The following is a 16,915-nucleotide window of genomic DNA, read 5'->3' on the forward strand; positions in this document are numbered from 1 at the left end:
TGAGAGGTACTTTTTTATTTTAATAAATCATTATTACATAAAAAAACTGTAAGCGTTTAATCTAATTAATATAAATTGCAATAGAATTATTTGAATATTTTTATATTAAAAAAATATCTTTTCAAAATAATATTCATGTGTTATTATTCGTTCTGTTGAATAAAAATTCAAGTTGTTATAAAAAAATACCCTTTAAATATAGGAGGAGACATCATGAAGAAGACAATCTTATCATTAACTCTTATCTTAACTTTAGTTGTTTTAGCTGCATGCGGCCAAACTAATAAGGATGGAGCAAATGGAGGGAAAACTACAGACAAAAAAGTATTAACGATGGCAACATCTGCTGATTTTGCTCCATTTGAATCAAGAGATCCATCTGGCAAGGTTGAAGGTTTTGATATTGACTTGGCGAATGCAATTGCAAAGGAATTAGGTTATAAATTAGAAATTAAAGACATGAAGTTTGATGGCTTAATCGGTGCCTTACAGGCTAAGCGTGTAGATATGGTTCTTGCAGGAATGTCTGCAACAGAAAAGCGCAAGAAAAATGTTGATTTTTCAACTCCTTATAACCATTCAGGTGAAATGTTCTTAACATTAAAGGATGCTAATATTAAAACGCTTGATGATCTAAAAGGAAAAACAGTTGGAGTTCAGCTTGGGACAATCCAAGAAGAAGGTGCAAAAAGCCTGCAAAAACAGGTGGATTTCACTCTTAAGCCATTAGATAATGCAACTACTTTAATTCAAGAGTTATTATCAAACCGAATTCAAGTCGCTTATTTAGATAAATCAGTTGCTACAGGCTACATTAAGGAACAAGGCTTAGCTGGATTTGATGATCCAACAACAAGTTCTCCAGGGATGGCCGTTGCATTTCCTAAAGGCAGTGACATGATTGACGATGTAAATAAAGTTCTTAAAAACATGGAGGATAACGGAAAACTCCAAGAATTAAAAGACAAGTGGTTAAAAGACCAACAATAATTAAAATATTGAAGTGAGGTGTAAGGCATGAATTTGGATTTTAGCCAAATTGTGCCTTATATTCCTTTTATCCTAAAAGGAATATGGGTTACATTAAAATTTGTTATTATTGCGATTATTTTTGGATTCCTCCTTGGAACAATTTTAGCTTTGTTTAAGATTTCACGTAATAAGGCATTAAATTGGATTGGCAAGGTATACACATCCATTTTTCGTGGTACTCCGTTAATTTTGCAATTAATGTTAATTTATTTTGCCATTCCACAATTAACCGGCTATGACATTCAGCCATTCTTAGCATCGATCTTAGCTTTTGGTTTAAATTCAGCTGCATATGTTTCAGAGATTATCAGGGCAGGCATTCAAGCGGTTGATAAGGGCCAAACCGAAGCTGCCCAAGCGCTTGGAGTGCCTTACCGTTTAATGATGAAGGATATCATCCTGCCCCAAGCGTTTAAAAATATTTTACCTGCACTCATGAATGAATTTGTCACTTTGACTAAGGAATCGGCACTTGTCTCAACAATAGGCTATTTAGACCTTATGCGCCGAGCGCAAGTTGTGGGGGCAGATACGTATCGAAATTTTGAACCATTGATCTTTGTAGGTTTAATCTATTGGTTAATGATAATGGTACTGACAACGATGGGACGAATAGTTGAAAGGAGGATGAAGTTCAGTGATTAAAGTGGAAAACCTCTGTAAACAATTCGGAGAAAACGAAGTATTAAAAAATATTTCTACCCATATTGACAGTGGGGAAGTTGTCTCCATTATTGGACCTTCAGGTTCTGGTAAGTCCACCTTTCTTCGTTGTTTGAATATGTTAGAAACACCTTCGCAAGGAAAGGTCTGGGTCAATAACCAGGAGATTACTGATAAGAAAACGAATATAATGAAGGTTCGGGAACAAATAGGTATGGTTTTTCAGCACTTTTATTTATTTCCCCATTTGACAGTTTTGGAAAACTTAACTTACGCACCGATGAAGGTTAAAGGGGAATCCAGGGAAACTGCTGAGAAAAAAGCTCGGGAATTGCTGGCTAAAGTTGGCCTATCCGAAAAAGAAACAGCATATCCCAATAATTTGTCAGGCGGACAGAAGCAGCGTGTTGCCATTGCTCGTGCTCTGGCAATGGAACCAAAGCTGATGCTGTTTGATGAACCTACTTCAGCGCTTGACCCGGAAATGGTAAAAGAAGTATTAAACGTTATGAAGGACCTGGCACAATCAGGAATGACCATGGCCATCGTAACCCATGAAATGGGATTTGCACGGGAGGTTTCTGACCGCATCATGTTTCTTGATGAGGGGAAATTACTAGAAGAAGGCACTCCCAATGAATTTTTTAATAATCCTCGTACAACCAGAGCAAAGGACTTTCTGGAAAAAGTGTTATAATTATATTAATGAAGATTTTAAAAGATGGTCATTAAGATCATCTTTTTATTTATATAGGAGAGTCAAAATGAAATTTCGCATTGGTTATCGGACAATCAAAACTGCAGTAGGAACTGCAGCTTCCATCTTAATCGCGCAGCAGCTTGGCCTTCACAACTACGCTTCTGCAGGAATTTTAACTATTTTATGTATTCAAGTGACGAAAAGAAGGTCTCTTAGGACATCCTGGGATCGATTTTTGGCGTGTGTATTAGCCATGCCTTTCTCTGCTCTGTTCTTTGAGGGAATCGCCTACCATCCAATTGTTATCGGGGTTATGCTGTTTTTCTTTATTCCTCTACTTGTCATGTTAAAGGCCAGAGACGGTATTGTTACTAGCAGTGTCATAATTCTACATATTTACATGGCTCAAAAAATTTCTATAGCTAATTTTGTAAATGAGCTGGGTGTTATTATTATAGGAATCGGAGTGGCTCTCCTCATCAATCTTTATATGCCTAGTGCTGATAGAAAACTAAGGGACTATCAACGTAAATTAGAAGAAAACTTTAAAATTATTTTATGTGAATTGGTTCGATACTTACGAACGGGTGAAAGCGATTGGGGAGGGAAAGAGATCACCGAATGTGCCCGCTTGCTCGAAGAGGCAAAAGCACTAGCTTTCAGAGATGTAGAAAATCATCTTTTACGAGATGAGAATCTTTATTTTCATTATTTCAAAATGAGAGAAAAGCAATTTGAAATCATGGAACGTGTCCTGCCGATTGTAACCTCCATTACCAGAACAGTTAGGCAAGGGAAGATGGTGGCTGATTTCCTCGAAGAATTGTCTGAAAATGTTCATCCTGGAAATACAGCACATATTTATATCGATAAATTAAGAGAGATGAAAAAGGAATTTGAAGAAATGGAGCTTCCAAAAACTAGAGAGGAATTTGAAACGCGGGCGGCCCTGCTTCAATTAGTGAAAGAAATGAATAACTACCTCATTATAAAAAGTTCATTTAAAGGAATGAAAACTTTCATGAATGAAAGGAAGAAAGTTGAAGCAAACTAGGAAAAAAAAGGCAGGTGGATGAATTTGATAAAAATCTTATCGCCAATCCTGATTGCTTTTTTCCTATCTCCGCTTTGGCCGTTAGGGCCTAATCCAGTACCAGGAGCCCCATTTGTTATTGTCAATAAAAGTAAAAATGAACTGGCTTTTATTAATGAGAACAAAGTTCAAACAGTTGTTAGTGTTGGAACAGGAAAGACACAAGAATTGACACCTGAAGGACTTTTCACGATTACGGTAAAAGCAAAGGACCCATATTTTCGAAGAGAGAATATTCCTGGCGGCAATCCGAAAAATCCTTTAGGGGCTAGATGGATTGGCTTTGACGCAAGGGGAACGGATGGCAGAACCTACGGAATTCATGGAACCAATCAGCCTGCTTCAATTGGGAAATACGTTTCACAGGGCTGTATACGTTCGCAAAATGAGGTAATAAAATCGTTATTTCCATTAATCCCATTGGGGACAAAAATTCTTGTCACTTCTTCAAAAAAATCCTTTGAATTGCTGGCCCAAGAAAATGGAGCAATAAAATGAGGGAAGGGAATGTTCGAATTGAACATTCCCTTTTATATGGTTAACGAATAAACTGGCCGATTCCAATTAGGAGGGTTGACGCAAGCATGGCAAACAACATTAAATAAACAACAATTTTTCTATTTTTCTTTTTGGACAATCTAGGGACCTCCTTCATTTTTAAAACTATATTTATATTTTACAGGGAAAAGCCTAAATGAACAATGGAACAACTCCGGCAATTTAGGAAGGAATTATGAACTTTTTACCGAATACAATAATTGTCGAATTATTTTAATATTGAAACAGAGGGGAAAACATGATTAAAAAAGTCGACCATATCGGAATAGCTGTTAATTCATTAGAGAATGCACTGCCTTTTTATACGGAAGTGTTACGTCTGCCACTCTTAAAAATTGAAGTGGTTGAAAGCCAGAAGGTTAAAGTTGCATTTTTGCAGGCTGGGGAAACTAAACTCGAACTGCTGGAACCTATGTCAGAGGAAAGTACCATCGCAAAATTTATTGAAAAACGCGGTGAGGGTATTCACCATGTCGCACTTGGAGTTAACTCCATTGAAGAAAGAATTATGGAATTGAAAGAAAAAGGGATTCGTATGATTGATGAAAGCCCAAGGCTTGGCGCAGGGGGAGCACATATTGCATTTATGCATCCAAAGTCATCTTCCGGTGTATTATACGAGTTATGTGAAAAGAAAGGACTGAAGGGGTAACATGATCGACATCTATGAGAAAATTAACGAATTGTATGATAAGCGCAGAGAGGTTGAGCTAGGCGGCGGGGACGAGCGAATTGATAAACAGCATGAAAAAGGGAAACTGACTGCCCGAGAAAGAATTGAGCTTTTAGTTGATAAAGGAAGCTTTGTTGAACTAAATCCTTTTATTGAGCATCGTACCAATGATTTCGGGCTCGATGAACAAAAAGGGCCTGGGGATGGAGTTGTAACCGGTTACGGAAAGGTTAATGGCCGTCCGATTTATTTATTTTCCCAGGACTTTACTGTGTTTGGCGGTGCCTTAGGGGAAATGCATGCCAAAAAGATTGCTAATGTGATGGATTTAGCAGCGAAAAATGGCGCTCCATTTGTTGGTCTGAATGACTCGGGCGGTGCTAGAATACAGGAAGGTGTTGTCTCGCTGGATGGCTATGGTCATATATTTTACCGTAATGCCATTTATTCAGGGGTCATTCCGCAAATTTCCGTTATTATGGGTCCGTGTGCCGGGGGTGCAGTTTATTCGCCAGCCATTACGGATTTTGTGTTTATGGTCGAAAAAACAAGCCAAATGTTCATTACCGGTCCAAAGGTAATTGAAACGGTAACCGGTGAAAAAATAAGTGCAGAAGACCTAGGCGGGGCGGATGTCCATAACTCGATTAGCGGGAACGCCCATTTCCGTGCTTCGACTGAAGCGGAAGTGCTCCAGGATGTTCGAAAGCTCTTAGGTTACCTGCCGCAAAACAATGAAGAAAAACCGCCAAGGCTAAATCCGGAGGAAGAAAATGATTACCGTCCGGATTTAACCGACGTGATTCCGTTTGATGCGGTAAGGCCTTATGATGTTCGAAAGGTGATTGAACAAGTTGTAGACGGCGACTCATTTATGGAAATTCAAAAGGATTTCGCTAAAAATATAGTTGTAGGGTTCGCGAGAATTAAGGGAGAACCGGTCGGCCTTGTCTGCAATCAGCCAAAGGTTATGGCTGGGGGTCTAGATATTGATTCATCTGATAAAGCTTCAAGATTTATCAGAACCTGTGATGCGTTTAACATTCCTATTATTACCTTTGAAGATGTGACGGGTTTCTTCCCAGGTGTTAAGCAGGAGCACGGAGGAATCATCCGTCATGGTGCGAAGATTTTATTTGCTTATTCCGAAGCAACAGTACCTAAGCTGACAGTCATTTTAAGGAAGGCCTATGGCGGGGCGTACGTTGCCCTTAACAGTAAATCAATTGGAGCAGACCTTGTATTTGCATGGCCGAATGCAGAAATCGCGGTCATGGGTCCACAGGGTGCAGCTAATATTATTTTTTCGAAGGAAATTCAAAACAGTGAAAATCCTGAGCAAACAAGGCAGCAAAAGATTGAAGAGTACCGTGAAAAATTTGCGAACCCGTATGTGGCTGCATCTAGAGGTATGGTAGATGATGTCATCGACCCACGGGAAACGAGAATCAAAATTATTCAAGCGCTAGAAATGCTCAGAAATAAAAAAGAATCAAGACCATATAAAAAACATGGAAATATTCCATTATAAATTGTAAAAGGCAGGTCTAGGACCTGCCTTTTATTTGATGGTATGAATTTGAAAAGGTATACTGAAATAGTGAGTACATAATTGGGAGGGTTTCTACAAATGATTAATCAGGAACGTCTTTTAAATGAATTTTTAGAACTTGTACAAATTGACTCGGAAACAAAATTTGAGACTGAAATTGCAAAGGTTTTAAAACAAAAATTTTCAGATTTAGGTCTTGAAGTTTTCGAAGACGATACAACGGCTGTGACTGGACATGGTGCAGGAAACTTAGTATGTAATTTAGCAGCTACTAAGGAAGGAATTGATCCGATTTATTTTACCTGCCATATGGATACCGTTACTCCTGCGAAAGGAGTAAAACCATCGATTAAGGATGGCTATGTTGTAACCGATGGTACAACAATCTTAGGTGCGGATGATAAAACAGGTATTTCTGTTATGCTTGAAACCATTCGTGTTTTAAAAGAACAGAACATTGAACACGGCTTAATACAATTTGTCATTACGGTTGGGGAGGAATCAGGTTTAGTTGGAGCAAAAGCCCTTGACCCTTCCTTAATGAAAGCAAAATATGGCTACGCGCTTGATAGTGATGGCTTAGTTGGTAATGTGGTTGTAGCGGCTCCAACCCAGGCAAAAGTGAAAACAACTATTTATGGAAAAACAGCTCATGCCGGTGTTGCTCCAGAGAAAGGGGTTTCGGCGATCACCATCGCTGCCAAAGCAATTTCCAGAATGCCATTAGGAAGAATTGATCACGAAACCACAGCAAATATTGGCCGTTTTGAGGGTGGTTCTGCTACAAATATCGTTTGCGACCGAGTTGACATTCTAGCTGAAGCACGTTCCCTGATTCCTGAAAAAATGGAAGCACAGGTCAGCAAGATGAAGGAAGCGTATGAAACGGTTGCAGCCGAAATGGGCGGCAGAGCAGAGGTAAATGTGGAAGTCATGTACCCAGGCTTCAAATTCGGCGAAGGCGATCAAGTAGTAGAAATCGCCCGAAAGGCCGCTGGGAAAATCGGCCGCAGCTGTGAATTGCAGCATAGCGGCGGGGGCAGTGATGCTAACGTAATCGCTGGATTCGGCATTCCTACTGTTAACCTTGCAGTTGGTTATGAAGAAATCCATACAACTAACGAACGCATGCCGATTGAAGAGCTATACAAGTTGGCAGAAATGACCATTGCGATTATTAACGAAGTAACCAATCAATAGTTTTGAAGGAGAGCCAAGGGCTCTCCTTTTTGTTATACTTAAACTATCAATTGTTTTAGGAAGTGTGTCGGCTTGAAGGAAATGTATCCGAAGAATGGTCGTGTCATTTTACATGTTGATATGAATAGCTTTTACGCATCAGTTGAAATGGCGTTTGACCCATCTCTTAAGGGAAAACCGCTAGCCATTGCCGGAAACGCTGAGGAAAGACGAGGAATTATCGTCACCTGCAGCTATGAAGCCAGGAAATTCGGTGTGAAAACAACAATGCCACTTTGGGAAGCAAAAAAGCTTTGTCCGCAGTTAATCGTAAAAACTCCCAATTTTGAGCGCTACCGGGCTGCGTCTATGGGGATGTTTGATATCCTAAGGCATTACACAACACTAGTAGAACCCGTTTCGATTGATGAGGGGTACATGGATATTACAGAAAGCTTTCAATTTGGCAGTCCAATTGAAATAGCAGAAAGCATCCAAAAAAGAATACTTGAGCAGCTGGATTTACCCTGCAGCATCGGTATTGCACCGAATAAATTTTTAGCAAAGATGGCATCAGATATGAAAAAGCCGCTTGGGATTACTGTCCTTCGCAAGCGTGATATTCCATCAGTGCTTTGGCCCTTAAACACAAACGAAATGCATGGAGTGGGTAATAAGACAGCAGAAAAACTTACGACTATTGGGATTCACACCATCGGTGATTTAGCAAAGGGCAATGAAATTCAATTAAAAACCCTATTAGGAATCAATGGAGTCCGCCTGAAAGAACGGGCAAATGGAATGGATCAACGGCCGGTTGACCCTGAATCAATTGAGGAGTTTAAAAGCATTGGCAATTCCACAACCCTGCCTCGAGACATCAGCAATCAGCAAGAGCTTTTTCATGTCCTTGAGTCGTTAGCTGAAACTGTTTCTGTCAGGATAAAGCGAAAAAATGTTTTGGCTGCAACTCTGGGAATCACTATCCGTTATAAGGACCGACGAACAATTACGAGAAGTAGAAAATTAGCAAACCCTGTTAATCATAAAGATGATATTGCAGCGTTTGCTAAACAGCTGTTTCTTAAATCCTGGAATGGTGATGCTATTCGCTTGTTAGGAATAACTGGTTTTGATTTAGTTGAACAGGATCAAGCTTTTAAACAGTTAGATATATTTTCATACGAACATGATGCCAAAAAGGAACCGTTACTTAAAACTCTTTCCGGCCTCCGTGAAAAGTATGGGAAAAATATTATTGAAATTGCTGGAACTCATAATGTTGACCCTGGTCATAAAATTGGCACAGGCACAAGCTTTAATAAGGATTTTCTTCGTTCTTTTCCCCAGAAAAAAGAGGAAGAAGAGTAAAAAGCTCCACATTGCCCATATAGAGCAAGTGGAGCTTTATTAATTATTTGCAAATATCTACTTCTAAATCTGTTACTGGCCACCAGAAGAAGCCGTCTTTTTCCAAAAGCTTATCTGCTGCATCTGGTCCCTTCGAACCGGATACATAATTTGGAAAGTCTGCTTTTGTTTTCTGCCATTCAGCTGAAATTTTGTCTACAAACGCCCAAGAATAGGCAACTTCATCCCAATGGGTGAAATTCGTGGCATCGCCGCGCATACAGTCATAAAGCAGCTTTTCGTACCCTTCAGGCGTATTCATTGCATGAATACCAGTATTTGCAAAACTTAATCTTACTTCTTGTGCGTCCAAATGACCACCTGCTTTTTTGGCATTTAGATGCAAAGTGATTCCCTCTTCAGGCTGAATATGAATAACAAGGAGATTTGGGTTCAGCATTTTTTCGGTTTGGTAATATAGATTCATTGGAATATCTTTAAATTGAATGACAATTTTGGTCGATTTAACCTTTAGTCTTTTTCCTGTTCGAATATAAAAAGGAACGCCGGCCCAGCGGAAATTATCAATCATTACTTTTCCAGCCACATAGGTTTCAGTATTGGATTCTTTATCGACCATTGGCTCATCACGGTATTTTGGAACCGGATTTTCATCCATTTCACCCTCGCCATATTGCCCGCGGACGAAATATTCATTTACTTCGTCACCATCGACTGATCGGAGCGCACGAAACACTCTGACTTTTTCAGACCGAATTTCATCTGTTGTCAGCCGGATTGGCGGCTCCATCGCCAGTAATGCCACCATTTGCATCATATGGTTTTGCAGCATATCTCTAAGGGCGCCGCTAGACTCATAATAGCGCCCGCGTTCTTCTACACCAAGTGTTTCGCTGGAAGTAATTTGGATATTGGAAATGTATCGATTATTCCAAAGCGGTTCAAAAATGGCATTGGCAAAACGAATGACTTCGATATTCCGCACCATTTCTTTTCCTAAATAGTGATCGATCCGGTACACTTCTTTTTCCGAAAAGGCGGTTCGAATTTGTTTGTTTAATTCCTTTGCGGATTCTAAATCATGCCCGAATGGTTTTTCAATGACAAGGCGCTTGTAGCCCGATACATCTGTAAGCCCATCAGATTTTAAATGCAAGGCGATTGGACCGAAAAATTCCGGTGCCATGGCTAAGTAAAAAATTCGGTTTCCTTCCAGTTTATAATGTTCATCAATTTTGTCGGCAAAGGTTTTTAAGGAGCCGTATGAACTTGAATCTGACACATCATGAGGTTGATAATAAAAATGCGAGATGAATTCATCAATATTTTCCTTGTTTCCAAGTGCCGATACAACGGAGTCCCTTACAGATGCCTGAAAATCCTCTTTAGGCATAGATTTCCTGGCAACGCCAATCACAGCAAATTTATGGAATTTTCCTTTATTGTATAACCGGTACAGAGAAGGGAAAAGCTTCCGTTTCGCTAAATCCCCAGTTGCTCCAAAAATCATGATTAAAGAAGTCATGTTTTCTTCCACGTTCAAAGCCCTCATTTCTAAAGTTTGATGCATATGTAGTTAGTACTTAACAAGTATTTAATTTAGCGCTTATGAATAGGTTTCGCAAATATAATGATTTGCATGTATCAATTTAGTAGGTCATAACGGGCTAAGAAGCAATCCGCAGCAGTTTATGCTATAGTAATTGGAAGTAGTTTCGGTATAGAGAGGAGATTTAATTTTGGACATTTTTTTCTTAGGAACCGGCGCAGGAATGCCCGCAAAGCTTCGCAATGTCACGTCCATTGCCCTTAAACTATTGGAGGAACGCGGGGCAGTCTGGTTATTCGATGCCGGTGAAGCAACGCAGCACCAAATTTTACATACATCGATTAAACCCCGGAGAATTGAAAAAATCTTTATAACCCATCTTCATGGGGATCATATATACGGTCTTCCAGGTCTGTTATCGAGCCGGTCTTTTCAAGGCGGAGATACCGAAGTAACAGTATATGGGCCGAAAGGGATCAAAGAGTTTATTCATGTTAGTCTATCTTTAAGTCAAACCTATTTAAAGTATCCGTTGTCTGTTATTGAAATCTCCGAGGGTATTATTTTTGAAGATGATCAGTTTTCCGTCGAAGCTCGTTTGCTCGAACACGGAATCCCTTCCTATGGATATCGGGTGGTTGAAAAGGACAGGCCCGGTACGTTGCTTGCCGATAAGTTAATTGAAGCAGGCGTCCAGCCTGGCCCTATTTTTAGAAAGATTAAGAACGGTGAAGCTATTACACTTGATGATGGCAGTATCATTGAGCCGCATCATTTTCTTGGTCCTGATCAAAAGGGGAGAATCGTTACCATTTTAGGAGATACCCGATTTTGCGAAAATGCGATTTTGTTAGCAAAAAATGCTGATTTGTTGGTTCACGAAGCGACCTTTTCAAAAGGAGAAGAAAAATTGGCTTCCGACTATTTTCATTCAACGACTCATCAGGCTGCAGAAATTGCTAGAGGGGCCGGATGTAAGAATCTGTGCTTGACTCATATCAGTTCACGGTATGATCGAAATGACTGGAAAGAATTAGTTGACGAAGCAAAAGAAATTTTTCCAAATACGGACATATCTGAGGATTTTAAAGAAATTAATATTCCGCTTAATTAATCAAAAAAGGCACTTACCAAAAATCTGGTAAGTGCCTTTTGTCTATTATACCCAGCCGCGCTCGTATTGTTTTGGTCCTTCAATGCTGACACCAAGTTCTTTCGCCGCGGTTCTTGGCCAGTATGGATCTCTTAGTAATTCACGTGCTAAAAAAACTAATTCGGCCCGTTCGTTTTGTAAAATTTCTTCTGCCTGAATCCCGGAAGTGATTAAGCCAACTGCACCGGTAGGGATGTCAGCACCATTCTTAATCGTTTCGGCATATTTAACCTGATAGCCCGGATAAACATTAATGCGTGCTGGAACGACTGCACCTGAGCTTACGTCAATTAAATCGACACCCTGTTCTTTCATCCACTGAGAGAAGGTTACGTAATCTTCCGGTTTTAAGCCTTCTTCATGGTAATCATGAGCGGAAACACGCACAAAAAGGGGCCCCTCCCAAACTGCTTTGATGGCATCAATGACTTTTTGCAAGAATCGGTAACGATTTTCAGCTGATCCTCCGTATTCATCGGTTCTTTTGTTGGAAAGAGGTGAAAGGAATTCGTTTATCAAATATCCATGCGCCCCGTGAATCTCAATTACATCAAATCCAGCCTTGGCAGCCCGCTCGGCACCCTTCTTAAAAGCCTCCACGGTTTCTTCAATTTCGGATTTTGTCATTTCCTTTGGCGTTTTCATTTTATCATTGAAAGCGAGCGCGGAAGGGGCAACAATTTCTCCTTCTAGCATCGCTTTTCGACCCGCGTGGGCAAGCTGAATGCCCATTTTTGCCCCGTGTTCTTTCCCAAGCTTAACTAGTTCTTGGAATCCTGCAATATGGTCATCATTCCAGATGCCTAAATCCTGTGTTGAAATCCGTCCCTGAGGGGTTACCGCTGTTGCTTCAACCATAATGAGGCCGACCTGGCCCACTGCCCTGCTTGTGTAATGCGTGCGATGCCAGTTTTGAATATGACCATCCTCATTATGACTGGAATACATGCACATTGGTGCCATGACAATTCTGTTTTTGAATGTCACCCCTTTAATTGTATAAGGAGAAAATAATTTAGCTGTCATGTTAAGGAGCCTCCATCAACTGTTATATTATCAATCTTAGTATAGCAAAAGGCTCCAAGATAATTAAAAATTCTGCTTCAGTCGTTATCTCTAAGCTCGCTTAATCGGTAGGTGGTGCCTCTCCAGACTATTCCCCCGCGTTTAAACGTAAGGATGCTTGCTCTAATAATTGAATAAATAAACAGCAAGGCCGTAATCGGAAATACGGCAAAAAGAAAAGGGGAGAATCGCGTCATTTTCTTCACGATTATCCAATACAGAATGCCGCTCGCAGCAATATTTCCTAAACTGAGCAGGGCAATGGTTTTATTTTTTGAAAAAATAGTCACAAAGGGAAGCACATGAGTGACAAAGACTCCAAATATCGAGAAAAGGACCATGCTGATCCGATAATTTAGTCCGGCAAAAGTATTTTTTTCAAGACCCACAAAAGCCTCTTTTAAGCTGCCATACCATTCGACTTCAATTAATTTGAGCGCGGTGGCAATTCTTTGCCGGAATCCTGCTTTTTTCATTTTCATCCCCAGCTGCAAATCATCATCCGGACGCATTTTCACTTTTTCATGTGTACCAAATTGTTTATAGGCCGCTTTTGATACGAGGTTAAACGCCCCGATTCCCGTGCCGATTTTCGACTTAGGGTTATTCGCAGACCATGGCCGCTTAAAATAGGAGAAGCCAAATAGGAAGAAGGCGACAAAGGTTTTCAGCCAAAAATGGTTTGCGTTTAGATTTGGTGCCGCCGTTAAATGATCAAGCTGGTGTTTGTCAAAATAATGGAGGGCTTTTGCGAATGCTTCTTCGTCATACTTTACATCCGCATCGGTAAACAATAGCCATTTACCCGTGGCTTTTAGAGAGCCTTGATATAAAGCATGATTTTTCCCTAGCCAGCCCTCAGGCAGGTCCTTAATGTGGAGAACTTTTATTCGCGAGTCTAGTTCCATTAATTCATCCATGATTTTTCCGGTATGATCAATTGAACGGTCATTGACAAGAATCCATTCCACATTTTTATAGGTTTGCTTCAGTTGACTGATAATGCTTGATTTTATTTGTTTCTCTTCATTTCGGGCTGCCACAATTACCGACAATAATGGCCCAGTTTCTAAGCATTCTTCGCTTTCAAGCGAGTCTAAATTTTTAAAACCAAAATGAGCATCTAGGAGAAAAACAATCCAAACCAGGATGCCCAAGGAGAATAAAACGGTAAGTATGGTGTCCATATCCTCAGCCCTCTAAAATCATGTGTTTACTATTAGTTTAAGAGAACTGTGGATTACGATACAACTTTTTAAATTGTTTTTCCTACCTTAAGCTGTGAACAGAGGGTATCTCCCATTTTCCTAGATTGGGCAGTCGCTGCTTTAATACAGGAAATGAATGCCTCTTGAACCCCGTTTTCCTCTAAAATCCGAATGCCAGCTTCCGTAGTGCCCCCTGGACTCGTCACTTCTTTCCGCAATTGTGTCGAAGTTTTACTGGAGTTTTTAACCATCTCTGCCGCTCCAATCAACGTTTGCACAATTAATTCACTTGCCATTTCCTTTTCCAATCCAACCTCTACAGCACTTTTTTCCATTGCTTCAATCAGGTAATAAATATAGGCTGGTCCGCTGCCGGACAAACCTGTTACAGCATCGAGCTGTTCTTCGGCGACAAAGGCTGCCAGACCGACTGTTCCAAAGAGCTTTTTTGTAGTTTCTAGCTGTTCTGTGGTGACACGGTTATTAACAGCGATGGCGGTCGCCGATTTTCCTACTGCCGCAGATGTATTAGGCATGGATCTGGCGATGGAGAGGGATTTATCCGCTAGAGTCTCAATCGTATTCATCGAAACCCCCGCTAGAACGGAAACTACCAGCATTTGCTCGGTTAAATGCCCGCGGATATAGTCGATTGCCGATGCTGCATCCTTTGGCTTCATCGCTAACATGACAATATCGGCCCCATCAAAAAGTACATTCAAATCATACGTCCCCCGGACACCATATCGTTCTTCTAGACGATTTAATCGTTCTTGATTCGAATTATTTGTTACCCATACATTTTTTTTATCAATTAATCCATTTTCTAGAATGCCGGAAATAAAGGCTTCAGCCATTGAACCTGCGCCAACAATTGCAATTTTTTTCATCATAAACCCTCCTTAATGTTTTCAAAAAAAACAAAAAGACCCTTCATCCACAAAGGACGAAAGGTCTAGCTTCCGTGGTACCACCTTCATTTACCCAAGTTGGAACAATACACAACAGGGTTCACTCGACTCCGTTAACGCCGGACATACGTTAGGTTTTCCTAAATGCTCATAAGGTAGGTTCAATGATTAAGCGGGCGGTGAAGCCTTTCAGCCTTCGAGCTTCACTCTCTTTCGCCATTTCTCATTTACTGGCCTTACTCATCGCTTCGAACAAATGAAATTTTAATAGTGATTATGCAAGAAAAATAGCCTGTCTGTCAAGAAATAAATTTACATAATTTTTTATTTTTTCTAAAAAATTATGTAAATATAATGACATTGGAAAAAATAATCGTTACACTTTAAATTAACCATTATGTTAAGGGGTTTTTAAAATGACTGAATGGAAAGATGGAATTGCCAAGATTACGTTGCCGACTCCTTTTGCGGTTGGCGATGTTAATGTTTATTTGATTAGGGGAGAACGTTTAACGCTTGTTGATACGGGAGCGAAAACGGAAGAATCATGGAATTCTCTTATAGAACAAATGGCTGAATTAGATTTAAGCCCTAAGGATATCGAGCAGGTAGTTCTTACTCATCATCACCCTGATCATGCCGGGATGCTCGATTTTTTCCCCGATTCGTTAGAGGTGTATGGACACCCGCTGAATGAAAGATGGATTCATCCAAATGAAGCTTTTTTTCAAGAACAAGAACATTTTTTCATAGAGCATTTTAAGGAGTTCGGATTACCGGAGGAATATTTTGCGATACTTCCAAAATTAAGAAAGACGATGAAGTATATGTGTAATCGGCCGCTTACCGGACATCTCTTTGAGGGCATGAGACCTCTAGGACTACACGACTGGAAAGTACTCGAAACCCCTGGTCATGCCCAAAGTCAAATTGCGCTTTTTAGGGAAAAGGACGGAGTTTTGATTGGCGGGGATTTAATACTTGCACATATTTCACCTAATCCATTACTTGAGCCGCCGGCGCCTGGAGAAAAAGAGAGGCCTAAGCCGCAGCTTCAGCATAACGATTCGATGAAAAAGCTGCTTCACTATCCAATTCATTGTGTCTATACCGGTCATGGTGATGAAGTCTATCAGTTAGCTGAACTAATTGAAAAAAGGCTAACCCGCCAGCATGAACGTGCGATGACGGTAAAAACTTGGCTTGAGGAAGAGGAACTTACTGTATTTCAAATCTGCCAGCGGCTGTTTCCATCCGTCTATCAGCGTGAATTGATGTTGACGATTTCGGAAACGGTTGCTCAGCTTGACTATTTGGCTTCTATCGGGGAGATTATTAGTAGAGATGGTCAGCCTGTGGTATATCAAGCAAAACCACGGGATTAACTCTGATGGGGTGTATGAATGGTTAGGGAACAGTTAAAGGGTAAAAATATTGTGATTACCGGTGCATCCGGGGGGATCGGAGCGGAAATTGCCAAGCTTTGTGCGGCAAGCGGCGCTAATCTTGTCCTCCTGGCACGAAGCCTCGATAAGCTTGAACAGCTGAAGGCAGTATTGCAGCGAAAGTATCAAGTAAGAGTGGATGTTTTTCAGCTTGATGTGTCTGATACTGATCAAGTTCAAAGCGTTTTTAAGCAGATTTTTGTAGAAATAGGACAAGTAGACATACTTGTAAATAATGCAGGCTTTGGGGTTTTCCGTGAAGCGCATGAAGCCCCGATTGATGAAATTAAGGGAATGTTTGAAGTAAATGTCGTTGGGCTGATGGCCTGTACCAACATGGTGCTGCCGAAAATGCGCGAGCGGCGCTTTGGGCATATTATTAATATTGCTTCACAAGCTGGAAAAATTGCCACTCCGAAATCGAGTGTCTATTCTGCCACTAAGCATGCTGTTCTTGGCTACACCAATGCTCTTAGGATGGAGCTTTCCGACTATAATGTTCAGGTAACCTCCGTGAATCCAGGGCCAATTGCCACTAATTTTTTTAACATTGCCGATGAAAAGGGCACTTATGTTAAAAATGTTCAACGGTATATGCTACAGCCTGAGTATGTGGCAAAGAAGGTCGTTGACAGCATGCTGACGAAAACGAGGGAGATCAATTTGCCGCGTTGGATGAATTTTGGAAGTGTTGCCTATGTTCTATTTCCTCGGTTGTTCGAGCGGCTGGGAAAACGAATGCTCAGTTCTAAGTAAGGGAAAA

Annotated in this window: 17 protein-coding genes; 12 read left to right on the plus strand and 5 right to left on the minus strand. The window is 40.5% G+C overall.

The features are described 5' to 3' along the window. Nucleotides 1–213 precede the first annotated feature (213 nt). The 5 genes from LC455_RS13410 (at nt 214) to LC455_RS13430 (ending at nt 3,986) form a co-directional block, all read left to right on the plus strand. Entirely contained in the window at nt 214–990 is a 777-nt protein-coding gene (locus tag LC455_RS13410; protein WP_223591507.1) for an ABC transporter substrate-binding protein, read from the plus strand. Between the two features lie 27 nt (nt 991–1,017). Then, the gene (locus tag LC455_RS13415) at nt 1,018–1,677 is read left to right on the plus strand and encodes an amino acid ABC transporter permease (RefSeq protein WP_223591508.1); all 660 of its coding nucleotides are present in this window, start codon (nt 1,018–1,020) and stop codon (nt 1,675–1,677) included. Beyond that, nucleotides 1,670–2,392 carry an amino acid ABC transporter ATP-binding protein gene (locus tag LC455_RS13420; RefSeq protein ID WP_223591510.1) on the plus strand — a complete coding sequence of 241 codons (723 nt, stop codon included), beginning with the start codon at nt 1,670–1,672 and terminating at the stop codon, nt 2,390–2,392. Before LC455_RS13415 ends, LC455_RS13420 begins: the two co-directional genes overlap by 8 nt. 67 nt (nt 2,393–2,459) lie before the next feature. Next, entirely contained in the window at nt 2,460–3,449 is a 990-nt protein-coding gene (locus LC455_RS13425) for an aromatic acid exporter family protein (RefSeq protein WP_223591513.1), read from the plus strand. Between the two features lie 18 nt (nt 3,450–3,467). Continuing rightward, nucleotides 3,468–3,986: a L,D-transpeptidase gene (locus tag LC455_RS13430; RefSeq protein ID WP_223591514.1), complete on the plus strand. Its 519-nt coding sequence runs from the start codon at nt 3,468–3,470 to the stop codon at nt 3,984–3,986. Nucleotides 3,987–4,026: 40 nt separating this feature from the next. Here the strand turns inward: LC455_RS13430 and prli42 are convergent, their stop codons facing one another. Beyond that, nucleotides 4,027–4,125, minus strand: a complete 99-nt coding sequence (gene prli42, locus LC455_RS13435) for a stressosome-associated protein Prli42 (protein ID WP_223591515.1) — start codon at nt 4,123–4,125, stop codon at nt 4,027–4,029. 159 nt (nt 4,126–4,284) lie between these two features. Between prli42 and mce the strand changes: the two genes are divergently transcribed. The 4 genes from mce (at nt 4,285) to LC455_RS13455 (ending at nt 8,821) form a co-directional block, all read left to right on the plus strand. Beyond that, nucleotides 4,285–4,698 carry a methylmalonyl-CoA epimerase gene (gene mce, locus LC455_RS13440; RefSeq protein WP_223591516.1) on the plus strand — a complete coding sequence of 138 codons (414 nt, stop codon included), beginning with the start codon at nt 4,285–4,287 and terminating at the stop codon, nt 4,696–4,698. A gap of 1 nt (nt 4,699) precedes the next feature. Continuing rightward, nucleotides 4,700–6,250, plus strand: a complete 1,551-nt coding sequence (locus LC455_RS13445) for an acyl-CoA carboxylase subunit beta (RefSeq protein ID WP_223591517.1) — start codon at nt 4,700–4,702, stop codon at nt 6,248–6,250. A 99-nt stretch (nt 6,251–6,349) separates the two neighbouring features. Next, on the plus strand, nt 6,350–7,471 hold the full coding sequence (locus LC455_RS13450) for a tripeptidase T (protein WP_223591518.1): 1,122 nt from the start codon (nt 6,350–6,352) through the stop codon (nt 7,469–7,471). Between the two features lie 72 nt (nt 7,472–7,543). Then, nucleotides 7,544–8,821, plus strand: a complete 1,278-nt coding sequence (locus tag LC455_RS13455) for a DNA polymerase IV (RefSeq protein WP_223591519.1) — start codon at nt 7,544–7,546, stop codon at nt 8,819–8,821. A 43-nt stretch (nt 8,822–8,864) separates the two neighbouring features. Here LC455_RS13455 and zwf read toward each other — a convergent pair whose 3' ends face one another. After that, complete coding sequence (gene zwf / locus LC455_RS13460; RefSeq protein WP_440446396.1) at nt 8,865–10,391, minus strand: glucose-6-phosphate dehydrogenase; 1,527 nt, start codon at nt 10,389–10,391, stop codon at nt 8,865–8,867. A gap of 169 nt (nt 10,392–10,560) precedes the next feature. Here zwf and rnz point away from each other — a divergent pair, with 169 nt between their 5' ends. Continuing rightward, nucleotides 10,561–11,484 (plus strand): ribonuclease Z, encoded by a 924-nt coding sequence (gene rnz, locus LC455_RS13465; RefSeq protein WP_223591520.1) that lies wholly within the window; start codon nt 10,561–10,563, stop codon nt 11,482–11,484. A 45-nt stretch (nt 11,485–11,529) separates the two neighbouring features. Here rnz and namA read toward each other — a convergent pair whose 3' ends face one another. The 3 genes from namA to proC all read right to left on the minus strand — a co-directional run bounded on the left by namA (nt 11,530) and on the right by proC (nt 14,686). Next, nucleotides 11,530–12,549, minus strand: a complete 1,020-nt coding sequence (gene namA, locus LC455_RS13470; RefSeq protein WP_223591522.1) for an NADPH dehydrogenase NamA — start codon at nt 12,547–12,549, stop codon at nt 11,530–11,532. Between the two features lie 77 nt (nt 12,550–12,626). Beyond that, nucleotides 12,627–13,775, minus strand: a complete 1,149-nt coding sequence (locus LC455_RS13475; protein ID WP_223591523.1) for a glycosyltransferase — start codon at nt 13,773–13,775, stop codon at nt 12,627–12,629. A 68-nt stretch (nt 13,776–13,843) separates the two neighbouring features. After that, nucleotides 13,844–14,686, minus strand: a complete 843-nt coding sequence (gene proC, locus LC455_RS13480; RefSeq protein WP_223591524.1) for a pyrroline-5-carboxylate reductase — start codon at nt 14,684–14,686, stop codon at nt 13,844–13,846. A gap of 437 nt (nt 14,687–15,123) precedes the next feature. Here proC and LC455_RS13485 point away from each other — a divergent pair, with 437 nt between their 5' ends. Both LC455_RS13485 and LC455_RS13490 read left to right on the plus strand, forming a co-directional pair. Next, nucleotides 15,124–16,092, plus strand: coding sequence for an MBL fold metallo-hydrolase (locus tag LC455_RS13485; protein ID WP_223591525.1), 969 nt, complete (start codon nt 15,124–15,126; stop codon nt 16,090–16,092). Nucleotides 16,093–16,110: 18 nt separating this feature from the next. Then, nucleotides 16,111–16,908, plus strand: coding sequence for an SDR family NAD(P)-dependent oxidoreductase (locus LC455_RS13490; protein ID WP_223591526.1), 798 nt, complete (start codon nt 16,111–16,113; stop codon nt 16,906–16,908). The last annotated feature ends 7 nt before the right edge of the window (nt 16,909–16,915 follow it).

The sequence above is a fragment of the Neobacillus bataviensis genome (assembly GCF_019969725.1).

Coding starts and splice junctions, on each gene's coding strand:
- LC455_RS13415 (WP_223591508.1), top strand. CDS start 1,018: ATGAATTTGGATTTTAGCCAAATTGTGCCTTATATTCCTTTTATCCTA.
- zwf (WP_440446396.1), bottom strand. CDS start 10,391: ATGCATCAAACTTTAGAAATGAGGGCTTTGAACGTGGAAGAAAACATG.
- LC455_RS13445 (WP_223591517.1), top strand. CDS start 4,700: ATGATCGACATCTATGAGAAAATTAACGAATTGTATGATAAGCGCAGA.
- mce (WP_223591516.1), top strand. CDS start 4,285: ATGATTAAAAAAGTCGACCATATCGGAATAGCTGTTAATTCATTAGAG.
- LC455_RS13490 (WP_223591526.1), top strand. CDS start 16,111: ATGGTTAGGGAACAGTTAAAGGGTAAAAATATTGTGATTACCGGTGCA.
- proC (WP_223591524.1), bottom strand. CDS start 14,686: ATGAAAAAAATTGCAATTGTTGGCGCAGGTTCAATGGCTGAAGCCTTT.
- LC455_RS13410 (WP_223591507.1), top strand. CDS start 214: ATGAAGAAGACAATCTTATCATTAACTCTTATCTTAACTTTAGTTGTT.
- LC455_RS13430 (WP_223591514.1), top strand. CDS start 3,468: ATGAATTTGATAAAAATCTTATCGCCAATCCTGATTGCTTTTTTCCTA.
- LC455_RS13450 (WP_223591518.1), top strand. CDS start 6,350: ATGATTAATCAGGAACGTCTTTTAAATGAATTTTTAGAACTTGTACAA.
- namA (WP_223591522.1), bottom strand. CDS start 12,549: ATGACAGCTAAATTATTTTCTCCTTATACAATTAAAGGGGTGACATTC.
- LC455_RS13475 (WP_223591523.1), bottom strand. CDS start 13,775: ATGGACACCATACTTACCGTTTTATTCTCCTTGGGCATCCTGGTTTGG.
- LC455_RS13485 (WP_223591525.1), top strand. CDS start 15,124: ATGACTGAATGGAAAGATGGAATTGCCAAGATTACGTTGCCGACTCCT.
- LC455_RS13425 (WP_223591513.1), top strand. CDS start 2,460: ATGAAATTTCGCATTGGTTATCGGACAATCAAAACTGCAGTAGGAACT.